This window comes from Haloarchaeobius amylolyticus, from assembly GCF_042678045.1.
Lineage (GTDB): Archaea > Halobacteriota > Halobacteria > Halobacteriales > Natrialbaceae > Natrinema > Natrinema amylolyticus_A.
In genome coordinates this window covers 194,792-216,962 of sequence record NZ_JBHUDI010000006.1, presented here as the reverse complement: position 1 = coordinate 216,962, position 22,171 = coordinate 194,792, and the positions used below count along the sequence as shown (strand labels likewise).

The window sequence follows — 22,171 nt, the reverse complement described above, 5'->3', positions numbered from 1 at the left end:
ATCGGGTGTCCATGGGAGGCAGAGAATAGCACGCAAGAATATATGCAACAAGAGACCGTACTCACCGTGTATGTACCGTGCGATCCTCCCCGAAGGTCAGGTCCTCTGCGAACGCTACCAGCATATCGACGACGGCCTCGAACTCTACGACGCCGACGACAACTTCCTCGCGTTCGTTCCCTACAGTAACCTCCACGCCTTGCTCGACGAGGAGGTCTACGAAGAGAACGACCGCTCGGTCATGTAGCCGGTTGCTGATCGATCGCCTCGAGTTGCTCGCGATACCGGTTGCGGACAGTGACGACGGTCGTCTGGGCGGTTTCGGCGACGGCTCGCTGTGGGATCGTCTCGTCACAGAGCAGGCCGGCGGCATAGATGGCCGCGGCGGCGAAGCCGGTTGGTGATTTGCCCGAGTGCAGTCCCTGGTCGGTCGTCCGGTCGATAATCTCGATCGCCTTGGTCTCGACGTCTTTGCCGACGTCGAGCTCCGAACAGAACCGTGGGACGAACTGCCGGGGGTTCGTCGGCTCCAAATTAATGTCCAGTTCGTCCGCAATGTAGCGGTACGTGCGGCCGATCTCGCGCTGGTCGACGCGTGAAACCGACGTTACTTCCTCGAGGCTGCGGGGAATCCCCTCCTTACGGCATGCCGTGTAGAGGGCGCTGGTCGCGACGCCCTCGATCGAGCGCCCGCGGATGAGGTCTTGCTCGAGTGCTTGCCTGTAGATAACGCTTGCCGTCTCCTTGACCGGCTTGGGGACGCCTAATGCACTTACCATCCGATCGATCTCCGAGAGGGCGTATTTGAGGTTTCGTTCGCCTGCGTTTTTGGTTCGGATTCGTTCCTGCCAGACGCGCAGTCGATGGAGCTGGCCGTGTTTGTCAGCCGACATCGAGTGACCGTTGGCGTCCTTGTTGCGCCAGTCGATGGTTGTGGTCAGTCCCCGGTCGTGCATCGACTGGGTCAGTGGTGCGCCGACTCGTGAGAGGTCGTCGTGTTCCTGTGCGTTGAACGCCCGCCATTCCGGACCATAATCGATGGGGTCCTCCGTGAGGACGAGTCCGCATTCTTCACAGACTCGTTCTCCACGGTCCGGATCGTGGACGATCGTATCGGTCTCGCAATCGGGGCAGAGATCAGCTTCGGCAGCCTCCGACTCCGATTCCGATTCGTTGCTGGCGTGTTCGATAATAGACCGCGTCATCAGTACCCGACCGAAGCCGTGCAGGCATTGTAAGGGGTTAACATGGTTTCGCGGGAAACTCCGATTTACTCTGTTGTCGTCACGAGACAAATAAAAGAGGGGTAGACGAACGACACAGTCATCGGCTGTCTCGCAGACAGCGACGACGGTTACGTTCAGTTGGCATCCAATCTGGCACACCCGGACGAAACGGTTGACGATCAGTTGATCCTTCTACCGTGATTAACAGATTTATGGCGAATGCAACACGGTATCGCTTTCACGATTCGACAAGGTAAACACGTCTTTCGTGTACGAACTGTCACTCGTATTTATATTCGTTGAGTCGAACGGTCAATACTGGTGCCGTGTTGTCAGATAGTCGCCCGGGTTCGTGCCAGCTTCAGGTTTCGTTCCGACCGAATCGGCCGTACGCCGTGGATATATGCGTACAATCGGCTGATACTGCCTGGCCGAACAGGCGATCACGATCGACTGTTGTGGCGAGGGAAAGCCGCTGCTGTGACCCGGTTACGAAGTCATTCCGTACCTGCTTTGCAGCCGGTGCGAAACGTGGCCGTGTTTAAGAGTGTCACTGTTGGTGTACAACCTGGTGTGTCAATCGTGAGTTCGACTCGTCGTTTGAATGTACAGCGGTCGCCGCCACGCCGAGGCGTCAATAACTTCGGCTACCGACGACAGGAGACAGCGAGCGCGAATGGGGTCGCTACAGGTGGGTGGTTGCGATAATGTCGTCTATCGATCGGTCGCTGCCCGATGAAATTACGTCGGTCGCCGCCGACGAGGACGAACGGCTCTCCAAAGACGTCATTTTCGAGCTCTTAAAAAACCGGCGTCGGCGCGAAGTGCTTGCATACTTGCTCGAAGCCGATGAAACGGTCACGCTCGGTGAACTCGCAGAACAGATCGCTGCCTGGGAGAACGATACTAGCGTGAACGCCCTCAACTCCGACCAGCGCAAGCGGGTCTACGTTGCCCTCTATCAGACGCATCTCCCGAAGATGGACGACGCCGGGATCGTCGAATACGATCAGGACCGTGGGCTCATCTCGCTTGCGGACAACGCCGACCTGCTGATGATGTACCTCGATACGGACTCCCACCGACAAGATCGGTGGGACCGATGGTACGCCGGGCTCAGCGTGGTCGGAGCCTCCCTGCTGGGTGCAGCACTCCTCGGAGTGCCGCTGCTATCGGCGATTCCGATAGTCGTACTCGCAGGCGTCGTCGTCGTCGCTTTTCTCTGTCTTTCAACCGCACACGTCGTCCAAAACCGCCATCACGAGCAGAACGTCGACGGCAAACTGTCCCGCATCGAGTGAGCGTCTGTGCGATCCGCTCGTCGCTTTCAAGCGACGACCCGATCACGGCTTCCCGGCGACAGCCTCGTCACAGCCCGATTTCTGTAGTCACCACTGAAAGTCGTTGCACATCTGATCGCACGACGACTGTGTAATCAGTGTGTAAATCATTTCAGTTAGTCATTTCAGTTGTTACTATAGAGGACGTGTTCGAAGCCGGCGGCTCAACGAGTGATCATCTCCTTTTGATCGAATCGCATCGCTATCCCTGAGGTTCTGCTAGTCCGACCCTCTTCGAAGAAGACTTTTACGACCCGGCTTCATATGTTCAATCGGCTCCCGACGACCGTCATCCAGTACCGGAACAGTCGCGTGCCAGCAGCTGTTCTCGGCGCGGGGGCCTTTTCACGCAAATCGGTGATGAGAGCGCACCGTCGAGAGTCGTGTGTACTGTTTCAATCCGCTTCGTCACTGATTCCGCGCGTTGTACTGAACGTCGACGCTCGCATCGCCACACAGTCGGAAGTCGGTAATGTCGCCGTCGAACCAGTAGGCGTCGAGCCAGTTGTCGACGCCGCCACGGGCGGTCGTCCCCTCGAGGACGTCGCCGTCGTCGATCGAGGCGTCCCGATAGGTGGATTTGACGACCGTGCCGTCAATATCGAAGGCGTACGTACTCGGTCCGTCGGTGTCGGTGCCGTCGATCACGAGCGCGTGGGGTGGCAGTTCGGTGTCGCCGTACTCGCTCGGGTCGATCGATTCGTCGTCGAGCGTGACGTCAGCGGTGCCGTCAGTGAAGGTGACGTCAGTCAGCGCCCCCGAGAACTGGAAGGTCTGTGTCTCCTCAGTGAGCGAACTCTGAACAGTCGAGCCCGAGATCGTCGTCGCTTCTGCTGCCGGATCGTCAGTCGATGCGAGTTCGATCGTGCCGTCGACCGTGATCTCGTAGCTCGTCGGCGTCCCGCGGCCCGCAACCTCCAGAACGTGGGGCAGCGCTTCGCCGTAGTCGGCCGGGTCGACGGCCTCGCCGTTGACGAGCACCGAACCGGGCCCGTCGACGGTGAGTTCCTCGAGTTCGCCCGAAAAGCGGAAGGCGTCTTTCCAGTCGGCGACGCTGCCCTGTACGGTCGAGCCGTCGATCGTATCTTCGGCGTCGATCGAGGCTCCCTCGGCGTTCGAGGGCTCGAGTTCGCCGCTGACGGTCACCTCGTATCGCGTCGCGTCCGACGGACTGCCGTCGACGAGCAGCAGGTTCGACAATTCCGGTTCGTCGCCCGCGTCCGTGTCGTTCGAGCCGCTGCTCGAACCTGTACCACCGGAGCCGGACGCGGCCTCCTCGGGCGATGTCGGGACGCCGTCGGGAATCGAAAGATCAGGGTTTCTCGAGACATCACTGTCGATGGACACCGTCGAGCCGCTCGTGCGCTGGATAGTGCCGCGGTAGCCGCCGCTCTGGAAGTCGACGCTGCCGGGGGAGCCGTTTGCGCCGGCCACGAGCGCGTACGAGTAGGGACCATCGGCGAAATGCGAGTCGCGGATCGTCACCGTGCCGCCGTTCCAGACCCAGACTGGTCGGCCGTTGGTCTCGTTGTAGCCACCGTAGCCGCGTCCGTAGTCGGTGTTGTCGTTGTAGGCGACACAGTTGACAATTTCGTCGTCTTCGCTGCCACACCGGAAGGTGGTGACGCCGTTGTTCTTGCCGAAACAGCTCTCGAAGCGGACGCTGCCGCCGTAGGGTGTGTTAGAACAGTAGAAGCCGTTGTTCGGGAATCCCTGCACGTTGCAGTTGCGGAACGTGAGGTCCGCCTGACTGCCTTTGTGCATGAAGACGGCACCGGGGCCGTGTACGAAATCGGCGCCTTCCTTCGTCGCACCGTCTCCGAGATAGATGTTTTCGAAGAGGATGTCGCCCTGGCCGGCCTTGATCGAGATAATGAACGAGTCTCCCCGGTAGAGTCCCTTGAACCCGATGTTCCGAATCACGGAGTTTGCGCCGTCGACGTAGATCAGGAAACTCTCACCGGTGGTGAAGTCGATAAGTTTGTTCTCGAAGGTTTCACCCTGACCGACCCGGATCGTCTGTCCGCGTGCTTCGATGACCTCGTAGTCATCGCCTGCAGCACTCGCCGCTCCTGTCAGCGTCGCCGCGGCGGTCGTCGCGCCGGCCACCTTCAGGTACGATCGTCGATGTAGTAATTCGCTGTTACCACCGTCGTCGATCGTCTCTTCGTCAGGAGAGAACGACGACTCGTCATCCAGTTCCGAAAGGTCGCGTGCCATGCAATCGGGTAATATGAGACTACCCAGATAAACTTTCCCAATTCTAGAGCCTAAAATTTACAGACTGTATCTATTATCTGTAGAAGTTATACATGATTGTGTGGGAGAAAACGCCGAAATTTGAATTCGGATAATATTCCACTCTCCTTGCTGGTAATACTATATTACCACACCAGCAGCACCGGAACTCGCCCGGCCTCGAGCGCTGGTCCCGAGTAAAACAGTATTACCCGAATCGTGGCGGTTCAATTACAGCCGCTCGAGCGGGAGAGTCCGAGCTGCTCGGACGAGAACGAGCGTTCCGAAGCCGGGAGGGAAACGAAAATAGCGTGATGCGCCAGCGCGGGTCGTGGAGGGGACGGAGTGATCCGCGCTGGGGAGAGTAGTCGCGTCAGCGGGGACTGATCGACGGAGGGCTTACGTCAGCAGGGCTACAGTCGTGCGGTAGCTCGATGCAGAAGTAACTTCAGTTCGACGCGCCAGACGCAGCTTCTTCGGGGGAGGTCGGGACGCCATCCGGGATGACTGCCTCGGGGCTGGTCCCGACGTCGTCGCCGAGTTTGACGTTCGAACCGGCGTGTTCGGCGATACCCGCCTGTTCGTCGTAGTCGGATTTTTTGACGACGACCTCGGTCGGGTTGCCGTTCGCACCGGCGTCGATGGCAGTGTTCTGGCCGTTCATTTCGATCTGGCAGTTCTCGACCTCGATCGTCCCGGGGGCCCATGCCCAGATGCCGCGGCCGACGTAGCCCTCACTGTTGTCGACGTAGACACTGGAGTTCGTGATCTTGCTGCCTTCAGTGGCCAGTCGGAAGTGGGAGACATAACAGTTCGCGGCGAAACTGTTGTCGATGTGGATCGTCCCGCCACCTTTGTTCCCGGGTGCGGAGCCGTAGATCGCGTTGTCCGCGAAGCCCTGGATGTTGACGTTCGTGAAGTCGATGTGACCGGAGTGGTCGGGGGCGACCCAGAAGGCGGTCTGGCCGTGCCCGTTCGGGTTACCGTTGCCCGTGCTCGCACCGTCGCCGAGGTAGATGTTTTCGACGGTACAGGTGCCGCCGGCAGTGTCGGAGATGCCGAAGGTGGCAGAGCCGGTCCCAGAACTGTTCTCGCCCTTGAATCCGATGTTTCGGATCGTCCAGTCGCTGCTGTGGGCGGTGATGACGATGTCTTTGCCGGTCGTCATGTCGATGAGCTTGTTCTCCCAGGTCTCGCCGGCGTCGATAGTGATCGTCTGTCCCTGGGCTTCGATGACCTCGTAATCGTCCGCGGCCGCAGCGGAGCCGGCCCCGCTGATCGCAGTCGTCGCGGTCGCCACTGCGGCGAGCGAGCGAACGTAGTTGCGGCGGGTTAATCCGGAGTTACGGCCTGTATTCGGAGTAGATTCCGTTTCGGACGTACGGGGATTCTGCGCCATACAATTCCGTAACACCACCTTACGCTCATAAACTTTTTCTTGCTGCTATCGCCAATATTTTCAGAATCTGTTTCGATCGGTACATAATATTGAACAATTCAGTACAATTCGTTCTCGAAGTTACGAACGAAATATCGACCGAAAGCAACGACGAAACCGGAGCGTTCCTCGAGTAATTCAGTTATACACCGAGAAGAAGCCGTTTCGCCCTCGAATTCGCTGCGACGTGATCCTACTGTTTCGTAGTGTAAGCAACTGTTTCACATGGCCAGCACTGATCTTCGACGGCCCAATATGTAGTTACAGACGAATGAGCGGCCGACGAGTGCCCCGGTCGATCGCCTGGAACGCGAGCGCATTCACATCTGCTGTCTGCGTGTGGCGTTCGATGGCGTTCCGATCAGACGGCGATGTCACGCCGTGCCGTTGACCACGTACATTTTGAACTCGTCGTTCGAGACGACCTTGTTCGTGTTCGGATCTCTGTCGAGTCCCTCGAGTGCGGCGTGGTCGTAGTTGAGCTCCTGGTAGATGTCGATCTCTTTGGTCCGGTCCCACTCCGTGTAGACGAAGTAGTACTCGTCGGAGGGGTAGGCACCGGTGTAGTTGCCCTCCGAGAACACGCTAGCGTTGACGGTACCGGTGGCAGCCGACGCGCCACCGACAGTATTGGCCCCGCCGGCGACTCCATTGAGCCCGTGATCGTATCGGTATGGGTCGTAGCCCATGCCAGCGTAGGGAACGCTCTCGTTTCCGTGTTCCAACGCGTCCTCGTAGCCACTCATCATTTCGTCGGTCACGTGCTGGCTGGGGTTGTAGATCATCGGCGACGTAAACACCGTCAGCAGCCCGAGCACGAGACAGGCACTGAGTACCAGCGCGACGACCGCGTTCGCGCCCGGCCTCGTGATTATACCCGAGAGACCGCCGACGAGCCGCGCGAGGGCAATCCCGGCGAGGATCGTCAGGAGCACGTAAATAAAGCCGACCTGCCGGAACGCCATCGTCGGCGTCCCGAGGAAGTAGACGAAAAACATGCCGGTAAGCGGGAACAGCGAGAGCGAGACGTAGTTGACGAACGATCTGGGCTCGTCGTCGAGGCTCGTCCGACGGAGCCAGACGACTAGGATGAACAGCCCGACGATGAGGGCGATGATGGCCTTGTCGAGGAACATCTTCACGAACAGCTCGGTCAGGCTCCCACCGATCTCGGTCAACGACGTCCCGCGCTGGTTGACCGTCGAGCTCCCGCCGATATCCTGGGAGAGGAGCCCAGTGACGAGTGCGGCGGTGGCCTGCCTGAACCGCTCGTTGCCGAGCGCCCAGAGGCCAAAGAGGGCACCAAGCGAGACCGTGTGGACGTAGGTCGTCGGATGCTCAAGCATCGGGTGGTCGTCGAAGCGTCGTCGGGCGAGATACTGGACGCCGCTTATCGCGCCGATGAGGACGACGACGTTGACCATCTGCTGGGGATGGATTACCAGGAGCGCGAACCCGGTGAGAACGATGAGGGCACTAAACGGCGACACATCGAGGGGGAGCCGTTCGATCGTCGCACGTCGCCGGAGGTACGTGACGATCGCGAAGAGAACAGCCGGAACGAGAAACAACGCGTTCGAGTTAGTGTGGACGGCCATGTGCGTCGCGATGTTGTTGACCGGCAACACCATCCAGGAGACGATCGCCGCGAGGCCGACCGCGACCCCGCTGGCCCCCATCCCGCGGACGACCAGCGGGACGAAGACGACGAAGGGAACGAACAGGACGACCATGCCGATCAGGAGACCACGCTCGATCGAGACTCCAGCGAGGAAATGAAACACCGTCGCGATCGCGTGCAGTCCGGGATAGAAGAGTTCGTGCGGTTGGGTTGCGCCGGTGACGATGTCCCGTGCTAGCCCCAGATGCGTGAGCGCATCGCCCATTCCGGCGAAGCGATAGTTCCGGACCAGCGGCAGGCTCACGATCGCCGTGACCGTAAACGCGCCGAGGCCGATCCCGACGCCCTGCTGGCGACCGCGACAGACCAGCGTCGTTCCGACGGCGATCGCGAGCGCGAGCGCGAAACTGGCCCACGTGATCGTCGGGGTCCCCACGTAAATCGACGGCTCGTAGGCAGTCGCGGGATTCGCTCTCGCCACGAGGAGCCCGATCGCAACCGCGAGAAAGCCGACCGCGACCGTCACATCGATCGTCGATCGTCTCATGGGCTATCACCCGGCGCGGCCGAACCACTCTCGAGACGCATGTATTGCCCCAGTCGTCGGGGCTGCGATGAATTGTTATAGGGATCATACCTGGCGAACACAGCCGTCGTCGTCGCTCGCACAACGCTGTGAGCGACTGTCACAGGCCTCGCGCGTGCCCGATATGCTGTCCCTGTCGTAGCGGTTGCGTGCCTACAGCTCGCCTTCTCTGCGCTCGACCGTTCAACGGTTCTGATGATTTTTGTAGCCGGTCGTGATCCAGTCCGGACGACCCGACCGTACCCCTATGTCATCGATCATCATCGACGAGATTTCAGTCCACGACGGCCGCCTCGAGTGTTCGGTCCGCACCTCGGCCGACCTCGAGCGGTTCGTTACCGGCGAACCGTTCCGAACCAGCTACGACGTGCCGATCGCCGACGTCCCCGACGGCGTGCTCGCCATTCCGGTCCTCGCACAGGTCTGTCCGGTCGCGTGGGCCAACGGAGCCGACGTCTACGTCGACGAGGTCGACGCGACGTTCGCCCGGGCGCTCGAGGACGTCCAGGCGTCGCTGTGTGGGATGTACGACTTCCTCGAGGGAGGGACGCTCTACGCGCGCCGAACGATCGAGCCCGAGCCCGAACCCGGCGACGAGAGCGGCCTGCTGTTTACCGGCGGCGTCGACTCGACGTGTTCGTACGTCCGCCACCGCGAAGAGTCACCGACGCTGATCAGCGTTCGGGGCTGGACGATCACGCCGGACGCGGCCGACGACGACAAGTGGGATTCCCTCCGCGAGCGCGTCTCGCGGTTCGCCGCCGACCACGGCTGCGAGACGGCCTTCGTCGAGTCGAACATGCTCTCGTTTCTCGACCATCCCATGCTGCTGGCCCACTACAAACGCTACGTCGACGGCGGCTGGTACAGCTCCGTCGGCCACGGCCTCGGACTGCTGGGGCTCTGTGCGCCGATGGCCTACGCACGCGGGATGACAGATCTCTACGTCGCCGCGACCCACTGGGAGGGCATCGATCTCGAGTGGGGCTCTCGGCCCGATATCGACGACCACGTCCGCTGGACCGGCACGATGTGTCAGCACGACGCCTACGAACTCACCCGCCAGGAACGCCTCGACGTCATCGCCAACTACGTCCGCGACGAGGATCCGGACCTCCAGTTGCAGACCTGTAACGACCGAATGGACGGCAACTGCGGCGAGTGTGAAAAGTGTTACCGTACTGCTGTTGGACTCCGCCTGTCGGAACTCGAGCCGTCGGCTCACGGCTACCCGTTCTCGGACGCGGACTATCACGATCTCCGGCGATCGCTCGAGCGCGGCGACTGGGTGCTCGGTCAGGACGAGCGCCACATGTGGGCCGACATTCGCGAGCGCGCACGCGAGACCGAGCCCACGACATCGGCCGAACGGACCTTCTTCGAGTGGCTCGAGACTGTCGATTTAGACGATCTCGTCTCGTCGTCCGAGCCGCCGTTGACTCATCGGCTCTTCTGGGTCGGTGCGAGAAACACGCCGAACAGCGTCTATAGCACGGTGTATCCGGCGTGGCGGACGGCAAAAGCCGGCCTACAGCTCATCCGCTCTGACCGGTAGCACGACAGCCCGTCATACGATTTGCTGTAACGATTTACTGGTGCAACCGCAGGGCGGTCGCGGTTGCACCGGCAATGATTTACAGTAGACCGTATCACTCGAGATAGCCCAGATCCGCGAGTCGTTTTTCGACGCCCTCGTCGGCCGTGTCGACTGACCGATCTCCCTCGAACCGCGGATACTGGCGCGTTCCGGCAGCCTCGACACACGGGAGTGGCTCGCCATCCATCCGTTCGTCGGCCGGCACACCGAGCGTCGCGAGGACGGTCGGCGCGATGTCGAAGAGGTGAGCGTCGCCGACGCCGGCGGCGTGGTCGATATCGTCGCCAGCGGCCGCGACCGTCCCCTCGAGCTTGTGATTCCAGGGCTCGCTCGGCGGGCCGAACTGTTCGTCTCGTAGCGTCGCCGAGATGAAGTGCTCGAAGTCTGCCGGGACGGTGACAATGTCGACGGCGTGGTCGCTCTCGGGGCCGTGGAAGTACCCCTCGCGGGGGCGAACGGCTTCGAAGACCGGCTCGCCATCGGGCGTCGTGACCGCTCGTAAGGCGTCGATGAGCCGTTCTCGGACGTCGTCGTATTCTGCCGGCGGGACGACGCCATCGGGTTCGCGCCCCTCGAGATTGATCCGAACGCCGAGTTCGATTCGCGAGCGCACGTACGCGGCCGAGTCATGGAAATCGACCTGCGTCGCTCCCGCGCTGACGAGTCCGGCCGGGGCGTACGCCGCGACGAGGTCGTCGAGCCCGAGGCGCTCGAGGGCGGCCCCCAGTCGCTGGCTCGTGAGGCCCACCTTCGCGGCGGCTGCCATCGCCCGCTCGGTGGCACCGCGCTCGTACTCCGTCGCATCCTTCCCTTCCTTGAGATTATCGTCGCGAACTGTCGCCCACGTCGGCATTCCGCTTCCGCCGCGTTTGGTCTCGACGAACCCTGCCTCGCGGAGGTACTCGTTGACCCGGAACTCGTGGCCGTCGTACGGCCCCATCCCGTGGTCGCTGGCGACGATCACGTTTGCCGGCTCGTGGGCCTCGAGGATCTCGTCGAGCTGCCGGTCGACCTCGCGGTAGATGGCGCGGATCGCCGCGTCGTCCTCAGGTCGCTTGTGGAAGATCGAATCGGTCGCCTGGAACTCGACGAACCCGAATTCGGGATCGAACCGATCGGCGAGATAACGAAACGCCTCTCCTCGCGTGCGCACGCAATCACTATAAGACTGCCCGAGGTCAGTGGCATCGTCATCGGGATACACGCGGTACTCGCCGATCGCATCCCGGACGTCCTCGAGCACGCCGTCGGGATGACAGTCCGGATCCTCCGGCGCGGTGTAGCCCGGGATCAGTGCGCCATCGAACGCCCGTGGCGGATACGTGACCGGGACGTTGACGACCACGCTCGTCACATCGTGGCGATCGAGCAACTCCCAGAGCGCTCGCTCGCGAACGTCAGTCGCGTTGACGACGTCCCAGTCGTAACCGTCGAACGAGAGAAAGCCGTAGACGCCGTGTTTGCCGGGGTTCATCCCCGTATAGAGTGACGGCCACGCCGAGGCCGTCCACGGCGGAATCTGGGATTCGAGGGCCCCGCTCGTTCCGGTCCGATAGATCGACTCGAGTGTGGGTACCTCGTTGTCTTCGAACAGCGGTGCCAGTACTCGATCGCAGGCAGCATCGATGCCGACGAGGAGCGTTTGGAGGGAAGAACCGTCGTCCATTACTGACGGATCCAATAGACCCACCATTTGTTATTGGTTTAATTACGTCACTAAACGGATTCGCGAATGGACTCACCTGACCTGTTGTCGATAGTAGCCACTGAAAGTCAGTGCGCACCTGATCACGCGACATCTATTCGATCAGTATGTAAATCGTTTCACTCGTCACTATAGAAAGACGCCGTCTATGTTCGATATCTCCCATACACTCGCCACGGGCTAACAACCATCTCGGGGAGGTGTTCCTATCCTGATTATAAGCTACTAACAGTATAACTGCCCCGTAACTAACGTCTTCCAATGAGTTTCTATGTAATATGGGAACTGTCGTCGTCTCTCTCGATTCCGAGCTTGCTTGGGGATTTCACGATTTGGAGTCACCACCCGAACAGCGGATCCGGAACGCCCGCACGGGATGGCAGCGGGCTATCGAACTGTTCGACAGCTACTCGATACCCGCGACGTGGGCCATCGTCGGTCACCTGTTACTTGATGAGTGCGAGGGGACTCATCGAGATCATCCGGCTTCGGAGTTCGGCTGGTTCAGTGCCGATCCGGGCGGTGACGAAACCGAGAGCGAGCAGTGGTTCGGCTTGCCTCTTGTCGAGGAGATCATAGACGCAGATACCGATCACGAACTCGGGTGTCACTCGTTCTCGCATGTTGTTTTCGACCGGAATCAAATCACAACCGAAATCGCGACAGCTGAGGTACGACGCTGTAACGCCATCGCTCACGAACGGGGACTATCTTTTTCGTCATTCGTTTTCCCACGAAACGTCGTCGGCTTTCGGGACGTTCTCTCCCGACATGGATTCGAAGCGTATCGGGGGGCATCACCTCCGCGTTGGTACGACGGGTCGTCGCTCTATCCTTTCGCGAAATTCGCGACCTACACCGGCGGCGATACGCCGCCACCGCTCGTTCGACCGGTCGTAGACGAACACGGTCTCGTCGATATTCCGGCGTCGCTCGATCTCTTCTCGTTCGAGGGCATCGCCCGTCGACTCGCCCAATCGGTTGGCGAGGATCCGGTCGTCAGACAGGCGAAAATGGGCATCGACGCTGTGACGGAACGCGAAGGCGTCTTCCATATCTGGCTTCATCCGAACAACCTCGTTCGGAAATCCGACTTCGACCGCCTTCGGCAGGTTCTCTCGTACATCGCTGACAAGCGGGATCAAGGGCTGCTTTCCGTTGAGACGATGGCCGATGTCGCGCAGCGAGTCTCGGAGGAGGATATCACGAACCCAGCAGAGACAGAAGACATCGCACGACGCGTCGAAACGGACGATGACTGAGACGTACACGATACGGCGATTCCGCGAAGGGGATCTCGAGGGATACCTGTCGTTGTATGCCGACGTGTTTGGGACTCGTCCGGACGAAGAGTGGTTCCAGTGGAAGTACCGCGACAATCCGTACGTCGATCACGTTCCCATCTACGTCGCAGTCGTGGCGGACGAAATCGTCGGCGCTCGGTCGTTTTTCGCGCTCCCGCTTTGGACGGGACAGGGGACGATCCTCGCGTTACAGCCCTGTGATACGATGGTTCACGAGGCACACAGACGAAAGGGACTGTTCACCCGAATGACTGAGGCAGCGATCGAGGGGTACCGAAATGGAGAACCCGAGCTCTGTTTCAATTTTCCAAACAGTAAAACCCGCTCCGGTAATCAGAAGCTCGGATGGCGGATAACCGCGGAAAAAGAATTATACTACCGGATCCACGATCCAGCCGCAGTCGCGGGAGCAACCGGTAACAGAGGTGTGATTGAACTCGCTTCGAGCGTTGTCTCCCCAGTCGCGAAGGGATATCTGGCTGTCCGAGACTTCCTTTCAGATGCGGCGGAACCAGGGGTCACTGTTCGACGCCACGAGACGATCCCAGCCGAGTGCCTCGAGTCGCTCTACCGTGAAGCCGTCCCGGATGGGTTTCACGTGGTCCGGGACGAGCAGTTCCTGCAGTGGCGGTTTCGGAACCCAAACTGGGAGTACGAAGTGTATATTGCGACGTCGGACAATCGGGATGTCGCTGCGATGATTACCGGAACGGACAGGTCCGCCGACCTCACGAAGACGATGATCGTCGACGTTCTATCCGTGGACGGTGAGTCGGCTGCCGTCCTTGATCGGCTTCTATCCGCCGTTCTCGAAGACAACCAGACAGCCGATCTGATCGTCGCGCTGGGTAATTCGATTCACGATGACGTACTACTGAAGCGAGGGTTCCTTCCGGACAGCAAGCCGCCACTCTCACCGATTACAGAAACGACGACGTTGATGGTCCGTCCGCTCTCGGATGCCGAATCACAGTGGACCATCGGTGGGAAAGCGATAGACGATGCGAGGAATTGGGAGACGACGTTCATCAGCCACGACAGGAATTGAGTCTGGGAAGCCGTCGGTTCCCGTCCAATGATACCGACGTAACGAACCTGTTTGAAAAGTCGGCCATCGATTCTGGACAATCGAGGTATCGTGGGCCGAGAATCTCTCGAGGTCGAGCTATCTTTGAACAGCGAGAGAATCCCGGCGTTTACGCCGGGCGTGAATCGCGTCACTCGACTATACAATCCACAGTCGATGGCAAGCTGGATATTCACCGTGAATCCACACCACTAAGTTGGATTATTTATATAGGCTATGTATGGCGATCCAGGTCACTCGCACCTCTGTTGGTTCCATTCAGAACCAGCGACAGGTCTGCGATGAGCTGGATTTGCTCGGAGACGCCGCCTCGAAGATCTGGAACGTCGCACGCTGGACAGCCGACCGCATCTGGGATGAAATCGGCGAGATTCCCGATGAAGGGACGCTCAAAGCGTACATGAAGAACCAAGCGTGCTGGAAAGACCTAAACGCACAATCCAGTCAGAAAGTCATCGAAGAACTTTCTGACGCTTTCCAGTCGTGGTTCGATCTACGACAGACCGACGAGACGGCGAATCCGCCCGGCTACCGCAAACACGGCGATGAACGACCACGTAGTACGGTCACGTTCAAAGCAGACGGCTTCAAACACGACCCCGAAAATAACCGAGTCAGACTCTCGAAAGGGTCGAACCTGAAAGAGAACTGGTCGGACTTCATTCTTTGTGAGTACCAGACCCGGCCAGACGTCGACCTCTCAGAAGTCAACAAGGTACAGAACGTTCGTGCGGTCTGGAACGGCGACGAATGGGAGCTGCACTTCGTCTGCAAAGTCGAACTCGAAACCGCGGATTCAGCAGGTGACGGCGTAGCAGGCATCGATCTCGGCATCACGAACATTGCTACGGTCGCCTTCCCGAACGAGTACGTCCTGTACCCCGGCAACTCGCTCAAGCAGGACAAGCACTACTTCACCCGAGCTGAATACGATACTGAAGGTGAGAACGGCCCATCAGAGAAGTCGATGTGGGCACGGAGAAAGCTCGCTGACCGTGAGACACAGTTCTACCACGTTCTCACGGACGCCCTCATCACTGAATGTGTCGAACGCGGTGTTGGCACGCTCGCGGTGAGTTGGCCTGAAGATGTGCGTGAGTCCGACTGGGGGAAGACGGGGAACAAGAAGTTGCACTCGTGGGCATTCGACCGCATCTACCAGTACCTCAACTACAAAGGCGAGAGACGTGGCGTCGAGGTGCTGAAGGAGAACGAGTGGGACACTTCGAAGACCTGCTCGCACTGTGGCGACGACACGAAGTCAAACCGGGTCGAACGTGGCCTGTACGTTTGTTCGTCGTGTGAATTGGTAGCCAACGCGGATTGTAATGGGGCGGAGAATATGCGCCAGAAGATAACTCCGAGTCCTCACGGTGAGGATAGGAGTAACGGCTGTGTGGCACAGCCCTCGGTACACCTGTTCGACCGCGAGAGCGGGACGTTTCAGACGAGAGAACAGGTCGTGTCGTAGACCAGCAAATATCCCACCTGCGGTACGGGAAGCCGCGCCGTTTACGGCGCGGAGGATGTCACTTAACAGAGTTATAGAGAGATGCGATCTGTCGGGCTCCCCATTTCCCGTTCTCGAGGCTATAGTACGTCTGCAACTCGGGGTTGAACTTCGCTTTATACCGGTTGATCCGACGTGTATCGGCACCGACGAGGTCGTACGTCTCGAGCCCGCGCTCGAGTCCGTCTTGCATGATCGCCCAGTCGAGCAGGTCGTTCGTCGGGAGGTCGACGTCGGCGTCGGTCCGGACGCCACCCATCCACCGCCCGGTGGTGTCGCCGTACTCGAGAGCCAGGATGCCGCCGACGAACTCGTCGTCGACGCGGAGTGTGTACGGGCGAACGTGGCCGTTCGGCGACCGCTCTGCGAGATCGAGGACGAACTCGACCGGCACGTCGAAGCTAATTCCCTGGGATTCGTATCGATTCTGGACCTGCTCGTGAATCAGGCGGATCTCTTCGGGGCCGCCGATTTCGATCTCGTAGGCGTCGTCGTCTGCGTTCCGAACGTTGCTCCGTGCGTCGCTGCTGAAGGCCATCAGCAGGTCGTCTTCGTCTCGCTCGAGGTCGACCACGTAGGTGTACTCCGGGGTCACGTCGTACGCCTGCCACTTGAACGAGCGTGCGTCCGCGAAAGCCGTCGCGGTACGGACGTGGCTGTACTTCGGGTTCAGTTCGGTCTCGATCCACTCGAAGCAGCCGTCCATGAACCGCTGTCGCCGCCGCTCACGCTTTCGCTGTTTCAACTTCCCCATGTTCAGAAACGCCGGCCCGAGATACGGCACGCGGAGATGCGGTGGCGGCGAGAACGCCGTTGTCACGAACTGCTTTTTGATCTCGAAGACGGGAAAGAGCCCGACCGGCTCCTGTCCCTTGAACCCGATCAGCGGGTGCAACGTCGCACCGGCATGGTCCGCCTGGACCCGCAGTGCCTCGAGTTCGTGACACAGTGTCCCCTGTGGCGATCGTTCGACGTATCCGTTCCACCGCTCGCGGTCGTCCTCGGTCGCGACGCGGATGTCGATACTCATCGGTGCGATCCCCCGCCGTCGGTCAGCTGACTCGGTTGGCCACTCACAACGCAGTCCATAGGTGTCGCCTCGCGGCAGAGTTACTTTGTAAGCAACTTGTTTCCGAAATCACTGCGAGACAGGCTCGATCATCTCGCCAGCTACGGTACCGGTCGGTGTCGACAATACACGTTACGATGGTCCTACCCCGTCGGTAACGGGTACGCTGTCGATATCGTGTCGTCGCTACCGAGCCCTCAACTCAGCCGCTTGTACAGTAGTCGGTTCCACCGAACGACGAGCCGACAGCCCGGCCAGCCGTCGATGATCCAGAGTCCGATTGCCGCGAGGGCGATCCCGAGTTGCACGACCAGGTAGGGCGTCGGCTCGAGTGCAAGCACCTCCGCGAAATATGGGCCGAAGTTGTGACGGAATCCCTCGAGTAGGCCGCCGTGATTGCGACCCTCGATGATGACGACCGGCCAGAGGAGGTGGTGGATCGTCCACTCGCCGCTCGAGATGTAGATAGGGATCACGTCGCCGACGAGATGCAGCGGATACCCGATGGCGAACGCGAGTCCGAGCGTGGGTCGACCGTACTCTCGAGCGACCAGTCCCGCAATGATCACGAGTGGGACAGTGATGAATATCGAGTGAGCGAGCGCGTAGCCGGAGTGAAACACGTCGAACTGCCAGGCCAACGTTTTGTCGACCACGTCCGGCAGAACAGACGCGACCAGGACGATCGCTGTTTCGTACTCGCCAGGTGCGGTCTGATAGTACGTATGACAGAACACCGAATAGATGACGTACGCAAAAATCGCGTGCTCCCACGGCCACATGGATCTGCACACGTCGATGCCGCTATTGGTAATGGAGATGATACGCAGCCGTTCGGACTCGTTATCTAACAAGTAACAATGGCTAGGGGAAGCGAGCGACCGATAACTGCCAAGTACAATGAAAGGCCTTCCGTTTCAGTCTGGTTCGACCCTGCGTCGGCGAAGCAAACGCCTCGCTACAGCGGTCCCGGTCGATCTGGTCGGTGTCGTGGTATTCACCGTCGTCGCGACCGTACTCTTAGGTGTCACTGACGTGTCGTCATCGGTGGTTCGTGCAGCGGTCGGATTTCCGCTCTTGTTTCTCGTGCCAGGCTACGTGACCGTTTCGGCGCTCTTTCCCCGATCGGCGCCAGCGCAGAAATCGCAATCTGGTATCCGGCAGCTCGTCAGACAAACGCAGACGCTAACCGACGTCGAGCGAGTGGCGCTCTCGTTCGGACTGAGTTTCGCGCTCTTGCCACTCCTCGGGCTGGTCATCGCTGTGACACCGTTGGGGTTCACTGGTCCAGTCGTCAGTAGTGCAGTGGCCTGCTTTTCTGTCGTCGGCGCGAGTCTCGCGGCCGTTCGACGGCTCTCCGTCCCTGCAGCCGATCGCTATCGGATCGGACTCGGTCGACGACTCGAGGCGGCTCATACCGCGATATTCGGTGCGAAATCGACGTTACGTGTCGTCGTCAACGTCGTGCTCGTGCTCAGCATGGTGCTCTCGCTGACGACGGTCGGGTATGCACTCGTCTCACCGCAACAGGGCGAACAGTATACGAGCCTCCGATTGCTCACCGAAAGCGAGTCGGGAGAACTCGTTGCCTCTGGATACCCGTCGGAAATAGAACCTGGTGAGTCGGTCCCGTTTGTCGTTGGTGTCGAGAACCAAGAACAACAGGAGATGACCTATACCGTCGTCGTGCAGGAACAACGGTTTGTTGACGGTGAACTGGTCGAACGTACGGAGTTACAACGGACTGATACGCAACTCGACCGGGGGACGACTGACTACGTCGATCACACTGTCACACCAACGACCGAGGAGGGAACCGTTCGAATTGCTGTCCTGCTGTATCCTGATGGAGCACCGGAGGAACCGACGCTCGAAAACGCGTATCGGCAGGCGTACTTCTGGACAACAATAACCGGATCCGACAGTCCCGATTCTGAAGCCGGCAGTGGTGAGGACGGATCTGGTGATACTGCCGTGGATGACGATCCGTTCGACGGCGTGCTCGACGACGAAGGAACTGCTGATACCGACGGTGAAACTGAATCAGCCGACGAAACCGAGGATGGAAGCGATGATGATGAGACGGCCGACGAAGGTGATGAAGCAGCGGCGAGCGACGACGAAGCGACGGATGAGGAGGCAACGGGAGACGACGTGACTGGCGGAAGTGACGCCGTCTGAGACGGCTTGAGGCCACTCACACGGCGATATTCGGTGCGAAATCGACGCTATATGTCGCGGTCAGCGTCGTGCTCGTTCTCGGCATGGTGCTCGCGCTGACGACAGTCGGTTATGAACTCGTCTCACCGCAACAGGGCGAACGGCTGTGTTGAATCACTAGACGGAGTCAGGATAGGTCGCTAAATCAAAGGAGTTGATGCGGGAGAGTCGAGTTGTCCATGACCCAAATCTCCCACTTCATTGGGGAGGTTGTCCCGATCGCTCAAGGAGTCACTGGTGATGGAGACGAATCTGCCGCCACCTTCCGGGGCGGCGGATTCGCCGACTATGCCCTTGTTTCCCTGCACTGTCTGTGGATTTACCTCGATGCGTCCTGCCGAATGACGATTGACCTGCTCAAGGAGATGCCACAAATAACCGGGGAGATCGGCCTCATCGCGGCCTATCTCCCCTCACCATCCACGTTGTGTAAGGCGTTCGATCAGATCAGTATGAGCGTCTGTCGAGTGTTGCTGCGCCAGTCGGCGCAGCTACACGATCCATCCGAACACGCTGCTATCGACGCAACATTCTACGAACGTGATCGTGCGAGCCGCCACTACTGCCACCAAACGAATTACCGCGTTCAAACGTCAAAGCCACAAAACTCGTCGATACAGCAACGCAAGCCGTTCTCGATCTCCACTGTTCGACGACGTTAGAAGGAGTGACGCAGACCTCGCCGAGCAGATCGCCCACCGGAATGCGGGCGATCTGCGGTCGCTTGCTGCTGACAAAGGCTATGACAAGCAACAACTCTGAGAACGACTGCGTGAACTCGACATTCGCCCACTGATCAAACACCGGATCTTCGCTCTGTACGATCACGCACACAACGCCCATATTGACGAAGATCGGTACGCTCAGCAGTCAATGATCGAAACCGTCAATTCAGCCGTCAAGCGCTCGCTCGGCTACGCCGTGCGAGCGCGTCCTGGTATCGAGAGTTTCGTGAAATTGCCTTGATGTGTGTCGTCTATAACATCAAGCAGGCCGTCAAACAGTGAAATCCAACGCCGTATGGCGATTCAATACAGTCGGGCGAACAGTATACGAGTCTCCGATCGCTCATCAAAAACGAGTCGGGAGAACTCGTTTCGTCGGGTACCTCTGGGTTGACGTGACCAATGACGGACGAGGCGTTCCGTAGTATCATTGCCTTCGATATCGTGTGAATCATCTGGCAGTGGGTGAGAATAATACTATCCGCTGTTCTCCGTCTTTTCGACTTCTGAAGAACTCGCCGTCGCCTTCGTAATTTCTGCGATGAATATACGTCTGGACTTACGATCAGCAGTCGGTGAATAACAAGGGAGACGTTCAGTAAACGTCAGGTCAGTTCGAATGTCACCTCACTATGCGGCTGATGACGACCCGTTCCGGAAACTGGCGCTCGCGATTGCTTTTCTCGCTGTCAGTGTGAGCACGCTCAGTGCACACGCCAACCCGGCGACAGGGTACGAGCTGTCAATATACACGATGACTCCCCGAGTGGTCTGGGTGGGTCTGTTGATCGCGCTGAGCGTTTCACTCGCAGTCGTGTTCGTTCCGTTCTCGGAGACGAGCCGCGATCGAAGCAGCCGATCACTCGCGGTCGTGCTGGGTGGCCTTGTGTTTGCTGTTTTCATCGGGATGCCGATTATCCGCGGATATCGATTCTATGGACATCACGATGCGTTAACACATCTTGGATGGGCTCGAGGAATACGTGAGGGAACGTTTCTCCCATTCGACCTGTTTTATCCAGGGATTCACACAGTAACGGTGTTCATCAGTTCAACGATCGGAATTTCTCTCTCGCGATCGATGCTCTTTGTCGCTTTTCTTGCCGTACTTCTATTTTGTCTATTCATTCCTCTCTGCGTCTTGACAATCGTCCCAGATGATCGGGCAGCAGCGATTGCTGCGTTTTCGGCATTTCTGTTGTTGCCAATTACGACAATATCGATGTACCTATCAGCCCACGCGATGTCACAGGCAGTGTTGTTTTCGCCCGTGCTGCTCTTCCTGCTCACAAAGTACCTTGGCACCGATCAATGTGGATCGATACTTTCCGCTGTCGGCGTCGCGCTTGCACTCTCCTCGGTTGCAGCCGTTCTCTATCATCCACAGCTCGCCGCTCATCTGATCATCGCATTGCTGGGTATCTGTGCCGTCCAGTACTTTGCTCGACGGACTGTCAGTAGTAGTCGGGTCACCGAACAGACTTCCGTATACGGACAGACGTTGTTTCTGATCGCGGTGTTCTTGGTATGGAGCTCAAATTATGGCTTCTTCGCCGGAACGATGGAGTACTTTCTCGGTTCAGTAGTCGAATTCCTCTTCAGAGAGGGTGGCGCAGTGGGGGACACAGTTGGTTCACAGAGTGCATCGCTGGCGGCGATCGGCGGAAGTCTGACTGAAATCTTTCTCAAGTTGTTCCTCCCGCAACTCGTCTTTTCGCTGCTTGCGGGTGGTCTTGCCCTCAGCGCAGTGTTATCTGGAAAGTCACAGTGGCTCAAGCAAATGCCTATCGAGACGGCATACTTTGCTGTTGCCCTCTTTGCGCTCGGACCCGTGTTCCTAGCATACTTTTTCGCTGCCGGGTCGAAAATGTATTTCCGCGTATTCGGGTTGATGATGGTATTTGTTACCGTACTTGGTTCGATCGCGATCTATAGGATTGTAACGAGATCCGGGCCGAGTCAAAGTCGGTCCGGTCGCTCAATGCTAACTGTTGGGTTCGCTCTTCTGCTGGTTCTCTCCCTTGTAGCCGTTTTCCCGTCACCGTACACCTATAATGCATCACCCCACGTCTCCGAGCAGCATTTCAACGGCTATCAATCGGCGTTCGACTCTCAGGACGAAGCGATCACGTTTGTGGGGTTGCGTGACGGCCCGAACCGAATTCATGACGCAATTCATGGTAATGAGGAGCGAATGCGACTCTATCAGGGTCTGTCTGACGAGGCAATTGAAAATGGAGTTCAAAGCCAGTCCGATGATGGTCGCTATCTTGCACTTACGCAAGCTGATTATGAACGTGAAGTAGACGCATACCGTGAACTTCGGTACTCCGAGCAAGAACTCAATGCTATCGGCACACAGCCGGGTGTCAGTCGAATTCAATCGAACGGCGAGTTCGATCTCTACTACGTCGATGCTGGCACAGCAGACTCATAATTTTTGCTCTATTGAAAATGGCCGACAGCGTCGAGTTTGGTCGGTACTGGTTTGAGAGAACGAGGTCA

At 58.8% G+C, this 22,171-nt stretch carries 15 protein-coding genes and 1 pseudogene; 9 read left to right on the top strand and 7 right to left on the bottom strand.

What is annotated here, in order from left to right; all coding sequences use genetic code 11:
* Positions 1-70 precede the first annotated feature (70 nt).
* The gene (locus tag ACFR99_RS12330; RefSeq protein ID WP_390287782.1) at positions 71-247 is read left to right on the top strand and encodes a hypothetical protein; all 177 of its coding nucleotides are present in this window, start codon (positions 71-73) and stop codon (positions 245-247) included.
* Here ACFR99_RS12330 and ACFR99_RS12325 read toward each other — a convergent pair.
* Positions 240-1,205 carry a transcription initiation factor IIB gene (locus tag ACFR99_RS12325; RefSeq protein WP_390287780.1) on the bottom strand — a complete coding sequence of 322 codons (966 nt, stop codon included), beginning with the start codon at positions 1,203-1,205 and terminating at the stop codon, positions 240-242. The two genes, ACFR99_RS12330 and ACFR99_RS12325, sit on opposite strands and share 8 nt — an antisense overlap.
* A gap of 728 nt (positions 1,206-1,933) precedes the next feature.
* Here ACFR99_RS12325 and ACFR99_RS12320 point away from each other — a divergent pair.
* Positions 1,934-2,527, top strand: a complete 594-nt coding sequence (locus ACFR99_RS12320) for a DUF7344 domain-containing protein (protein WP_390287778.1) — start codon at positions 1,934-1,936, stop codon at positions 2,525-2,527.
* 447 nt (positions 2,528-2,974) lie between these two features.
* Here the strand turns inward: ACFR99_RS12320 and ACFR99_RS12315 are convergent, their stop codons facing one another.
* The 3 genes from ACFR99_RS12315 to ACFR99_RS12305 form a co-directional block, all read right to left on the bottom strand.
* On the bottom strand, positions 2,975-4,786 hold the full coding sequence (locus tag ACFR99_RS12315; RefSeq protein WP_390287776.1) for a hypothetical protein: 1,812 nt from the start codon (positions 4,784-4,786) through the stop codon (positions 2,975-2,977).
* A 466-nt stretch (positions 4,787-5,252) separates the two neighbouring features.
* On the bottom strand, positions 5,253-6,203 hold the full coding sequence (locus ACFR99_RS12310; protein WP_390287774.1) for a hypothetical protein: 951 nt from the start codon (positions 6,201-6,203) through the stop codon (positions 5,253-5,255).
* A 413-nt stretch (positions 6,204-6,616) separates the two neighbouring features.
* Positions 6,617-8,410: a hypothetical protein gene (locus ACFR99_RS12305; protein WP_390287772.1), complete on the bottom strand. Its 1,794-nt coding sequence runs from the start codon at positions 8,408-8,410 to the stop codon at positions 6,617-6,619.
* Positions 8,411-8,696: 286 nt separating this feature from the next.
* Here ACFR99_RS12305 and ACFR99_RS12300 point away from each other — a divergent pair, with 286 nt between their 5' ends.
* Positions 8,697-10,004: a hypothetical protein gene (locus ACFR99_RS12300; RefSeq protein WP_390287770.1), complete on the top strand. Its 1,308-nt coding sequence runs from the start codon at positions 8,697-8,699 to the stop codon at positions 10,002-10,004.
* 94 nt (positions 10,005-10,098) lie between these two features.
* On the opposite strand, the gene ACFR99_RS12295 is transcribed toward ACFR99_RS12300, so the two are convergent.
* Entirely contained in the window at positions 10,099-11,712 is a 1,614-nt protein-coding gene (locus tag ACFR99_RS12295) for an alkaline phosphatase family protein (RefSeq protein ID WP_390287768.1), read from the bottom strand.
* Between the two features lie 371 nt (positions 11,713-12,083).
* Between ACFR99_RS12295 and ACFR99_RS12290 the strand changes: the two genes are divergently transcribed.
* The 3 genes from ACFR99_RS12290 to ACFR99_RS12280 all read left to right on the top strand — a co-directional run bounded on the left by ACFR99_RS12290 (position 12,084) and on the right by ACFR99_RS12280 (position 15,613).
* A complete protein-coding gene (locus tag ACFR99_RS12290) occupies positions 12,084-13,013 on the top strand; it encodes a polysaccharide deacetylase family protein (RefSeq protein WP_390287766.1) in 930 nt (309 codons plus the stop codon).
* Positions 13,006-14,103, top strand: a complete 1,098-nt coding sequence (locus tag ACFR99_RS12285) for a GNAT family N-acetyltransferase (protein WP_390287764.1) — start codon at positions 13,006-13,008, stop codon at positions 14,101-14,103. The genes ACFR99_RS12290 and ACFR99_RS12285 overlap by 8 nt, the downstream gene beginning before the upstream one ends.
* Before the next feature lie 259 nt (positions 14,104-14,362).
* Positions 14,363-15,613, top strand: coding sequence for an RNA-guided endonuclease InsQ/TnpB family protein (locus ACFR99_RS12280; RefSeq protein WP_390287762.1), 1,251 nt, complete (start codon positions 14,363-14,365; stop codon positions 15,611-15,613).
* 58 nt (positions 15,614-15,671) lie between these two features.
* Here ACFR99_RS12280 and ACFR99_RS12275 read toward each other — a convergent pair whose 3' ends face one another.
* Positions 15,672-16,682 carry a lipid II:glycine glycyltransferase FemX gene (locus ACFR99_RS12275; protein ID WP_390287760.1) on the bottom strand — a complete coding sequence of 337 codons (1,011 nt, stop codon included), beginning with the start codon at positions 16,680-16,682 and terminating at the stop codon, positions 15,672-15,674.
* A gap of 236 nt (positions 16,683-16,918) precedes the next feature.
* Positions 16,919-17,503 carry a metal-dependent hydrolase gene (locus tag ACFR99_RS12270; RefSeq protein WP_390287758.1) on the bottom strand — a complete coding sequence of 195 codons (585 nt, stop codon included), beginning with the start codon at positions 17,501-17,503 and terminating at the stop codon, positions 16,919-16,921.
* A gap of 118 nt (positions 17,504-17,621) precedes the next feature.
* Between ACFR99_RS12270 and ACFR99_RS12265 the strand changes: the two genes are divergently transcribed.
* From ACFR99_RS12265 to ACFR99_RS12255, 3 genes and pseudogenes are all read left to right on the top strand, one after another.
* The gene (locus ACFR99_RS12265; RefSeq protein ID WP_390287756.1) at positions 17,622-18,902 is read left to right on the top strand and encodes a DUF1616 domain-containing protein; all 1,281 of its coding nucleotides are present in this window, start codon (positions 17,622-17,624) and stop codon (positions 18,900-18,902) included.
* Between the two features lie 218 nt (positions 18,903-19,120).
* Positions 19,121-19,948 (top strand): annotated as a pseudogene (locus ACFR99_RS12260) (IS5 family transposase).
* A gap of 337 nt (positions 19,949-20,285) precedes the next feature.
* Complete coding sequence (locus ACFR99_RS12255; protein WP_390287754.1) at positions 20,286-22,103, top strand: DUF6541 family protein; 1,818 nt, start codon at positions 20,286-20,288, stop codon at positions 22,101-22,103.
* The last annotated feature ends 68 nt before the right edge of the window (positions 22,104-22,171 follow it).

Bases quoted from the DNA above. Each gene is read 5' to 3' on its own strand.
- ACFR99_RS12330 (WP_390287782.1), top strand. From the start codon at position 71: ATGTACCGTGCGATCCTCCCCGAAGGTCAGGTCCTCTGCGAACGCTAC.
- ACFR99_RS12325 (WP_390287780.1), bottom strand. From the start codon at position 1,205: ATGACGCGGTCTATTATCGAACACGCCAGCAACGAATCGGAATCGGAG.
- ACFR99_RS12320 (WP_390287778.1), top strand. From the start codon at position 1,934: ATGTCGTCTATCGATCGGTCGCTGCCCGATGAAATTACGTCGGTCGCC.
- ACFR99_RS12315 (WP_390287776.1), bottom strand. From the start codon at position 4,786: ATGGCACGCGACCTTTCGGAACTGGATGACGAGTCGTCGTTCTCTCCT.
- ACFR99_RS12310 (WP_390287774.1), bottom strand. From the start codon at position 6,203: ATGGCGCAGAATCCCCGTACGTCCGAAACGGAATCTACTCCGAATACA.
- ACFR99_RS12305 (WP_390287772.1), bottom strand. From the start codon at position 8,410: ATGAGACGATCGACGATCGATGTGACGGTCGCGGTCGGCTTTCTCGCG.
- ACFR99_RS12300 (WP_390287770.1), top strand. From the start codon at position 8,697: ATGTCATCGATCATCATCGACGAGATTTCAGTCCACGACGGCCGCCTC.
- ACFR99_RS12295 (WP_390287768.1), bottom strand. From the start codon at position 11,712: ATGGACGACGGTTCTTCCCTCCAAACGCTCCTCGTCGGCATCGATGCT.
- ACFR99_RS12285 (WP_390287764.1), top strand. From the start codon at position 13,006: ATGACTGAGACGTACACGATACGGCGATTCCGCGAAGGGGATCTCGAG.
- ACFR99_RS12280 (WP_390287762.1), top strand. From the start codon at position 14,363: ATGGCGATCCAGGTCACTCGCACCTCTGTTGGTTCCATTCAGAACCAG.
- ACFR99_RS12275 (WP_390287760.1), bottom strand. From the start codon at position 16,682: ATGAGTATCGACATCCGCGTCGCGACCGAGGACGACCGCGAGCGGTGG.
- ACFR99_RS12270 (WP_390287758.1), bottom strand. From the start codon at position 17,503: ATGTGGCCGTGGGAGCACGCGATTTTTGCGTACGTCATCTATTCGGTG.
- ACFR99_RS12265 (WP_390287756.1), top strand. From the start codon at position 17,622: ATGAAAGGCCTTCCGTTTCAGTCTGGTTCGACCCTGCGTCGGCGAAGC.
- ACFR99_RS12255 (WP_390287754.1), top strand. From the start codon at position 20,286: ATGTCACCTCACTATGCGGCTGATGACGACCCGTTCCGGAAACTGGCG.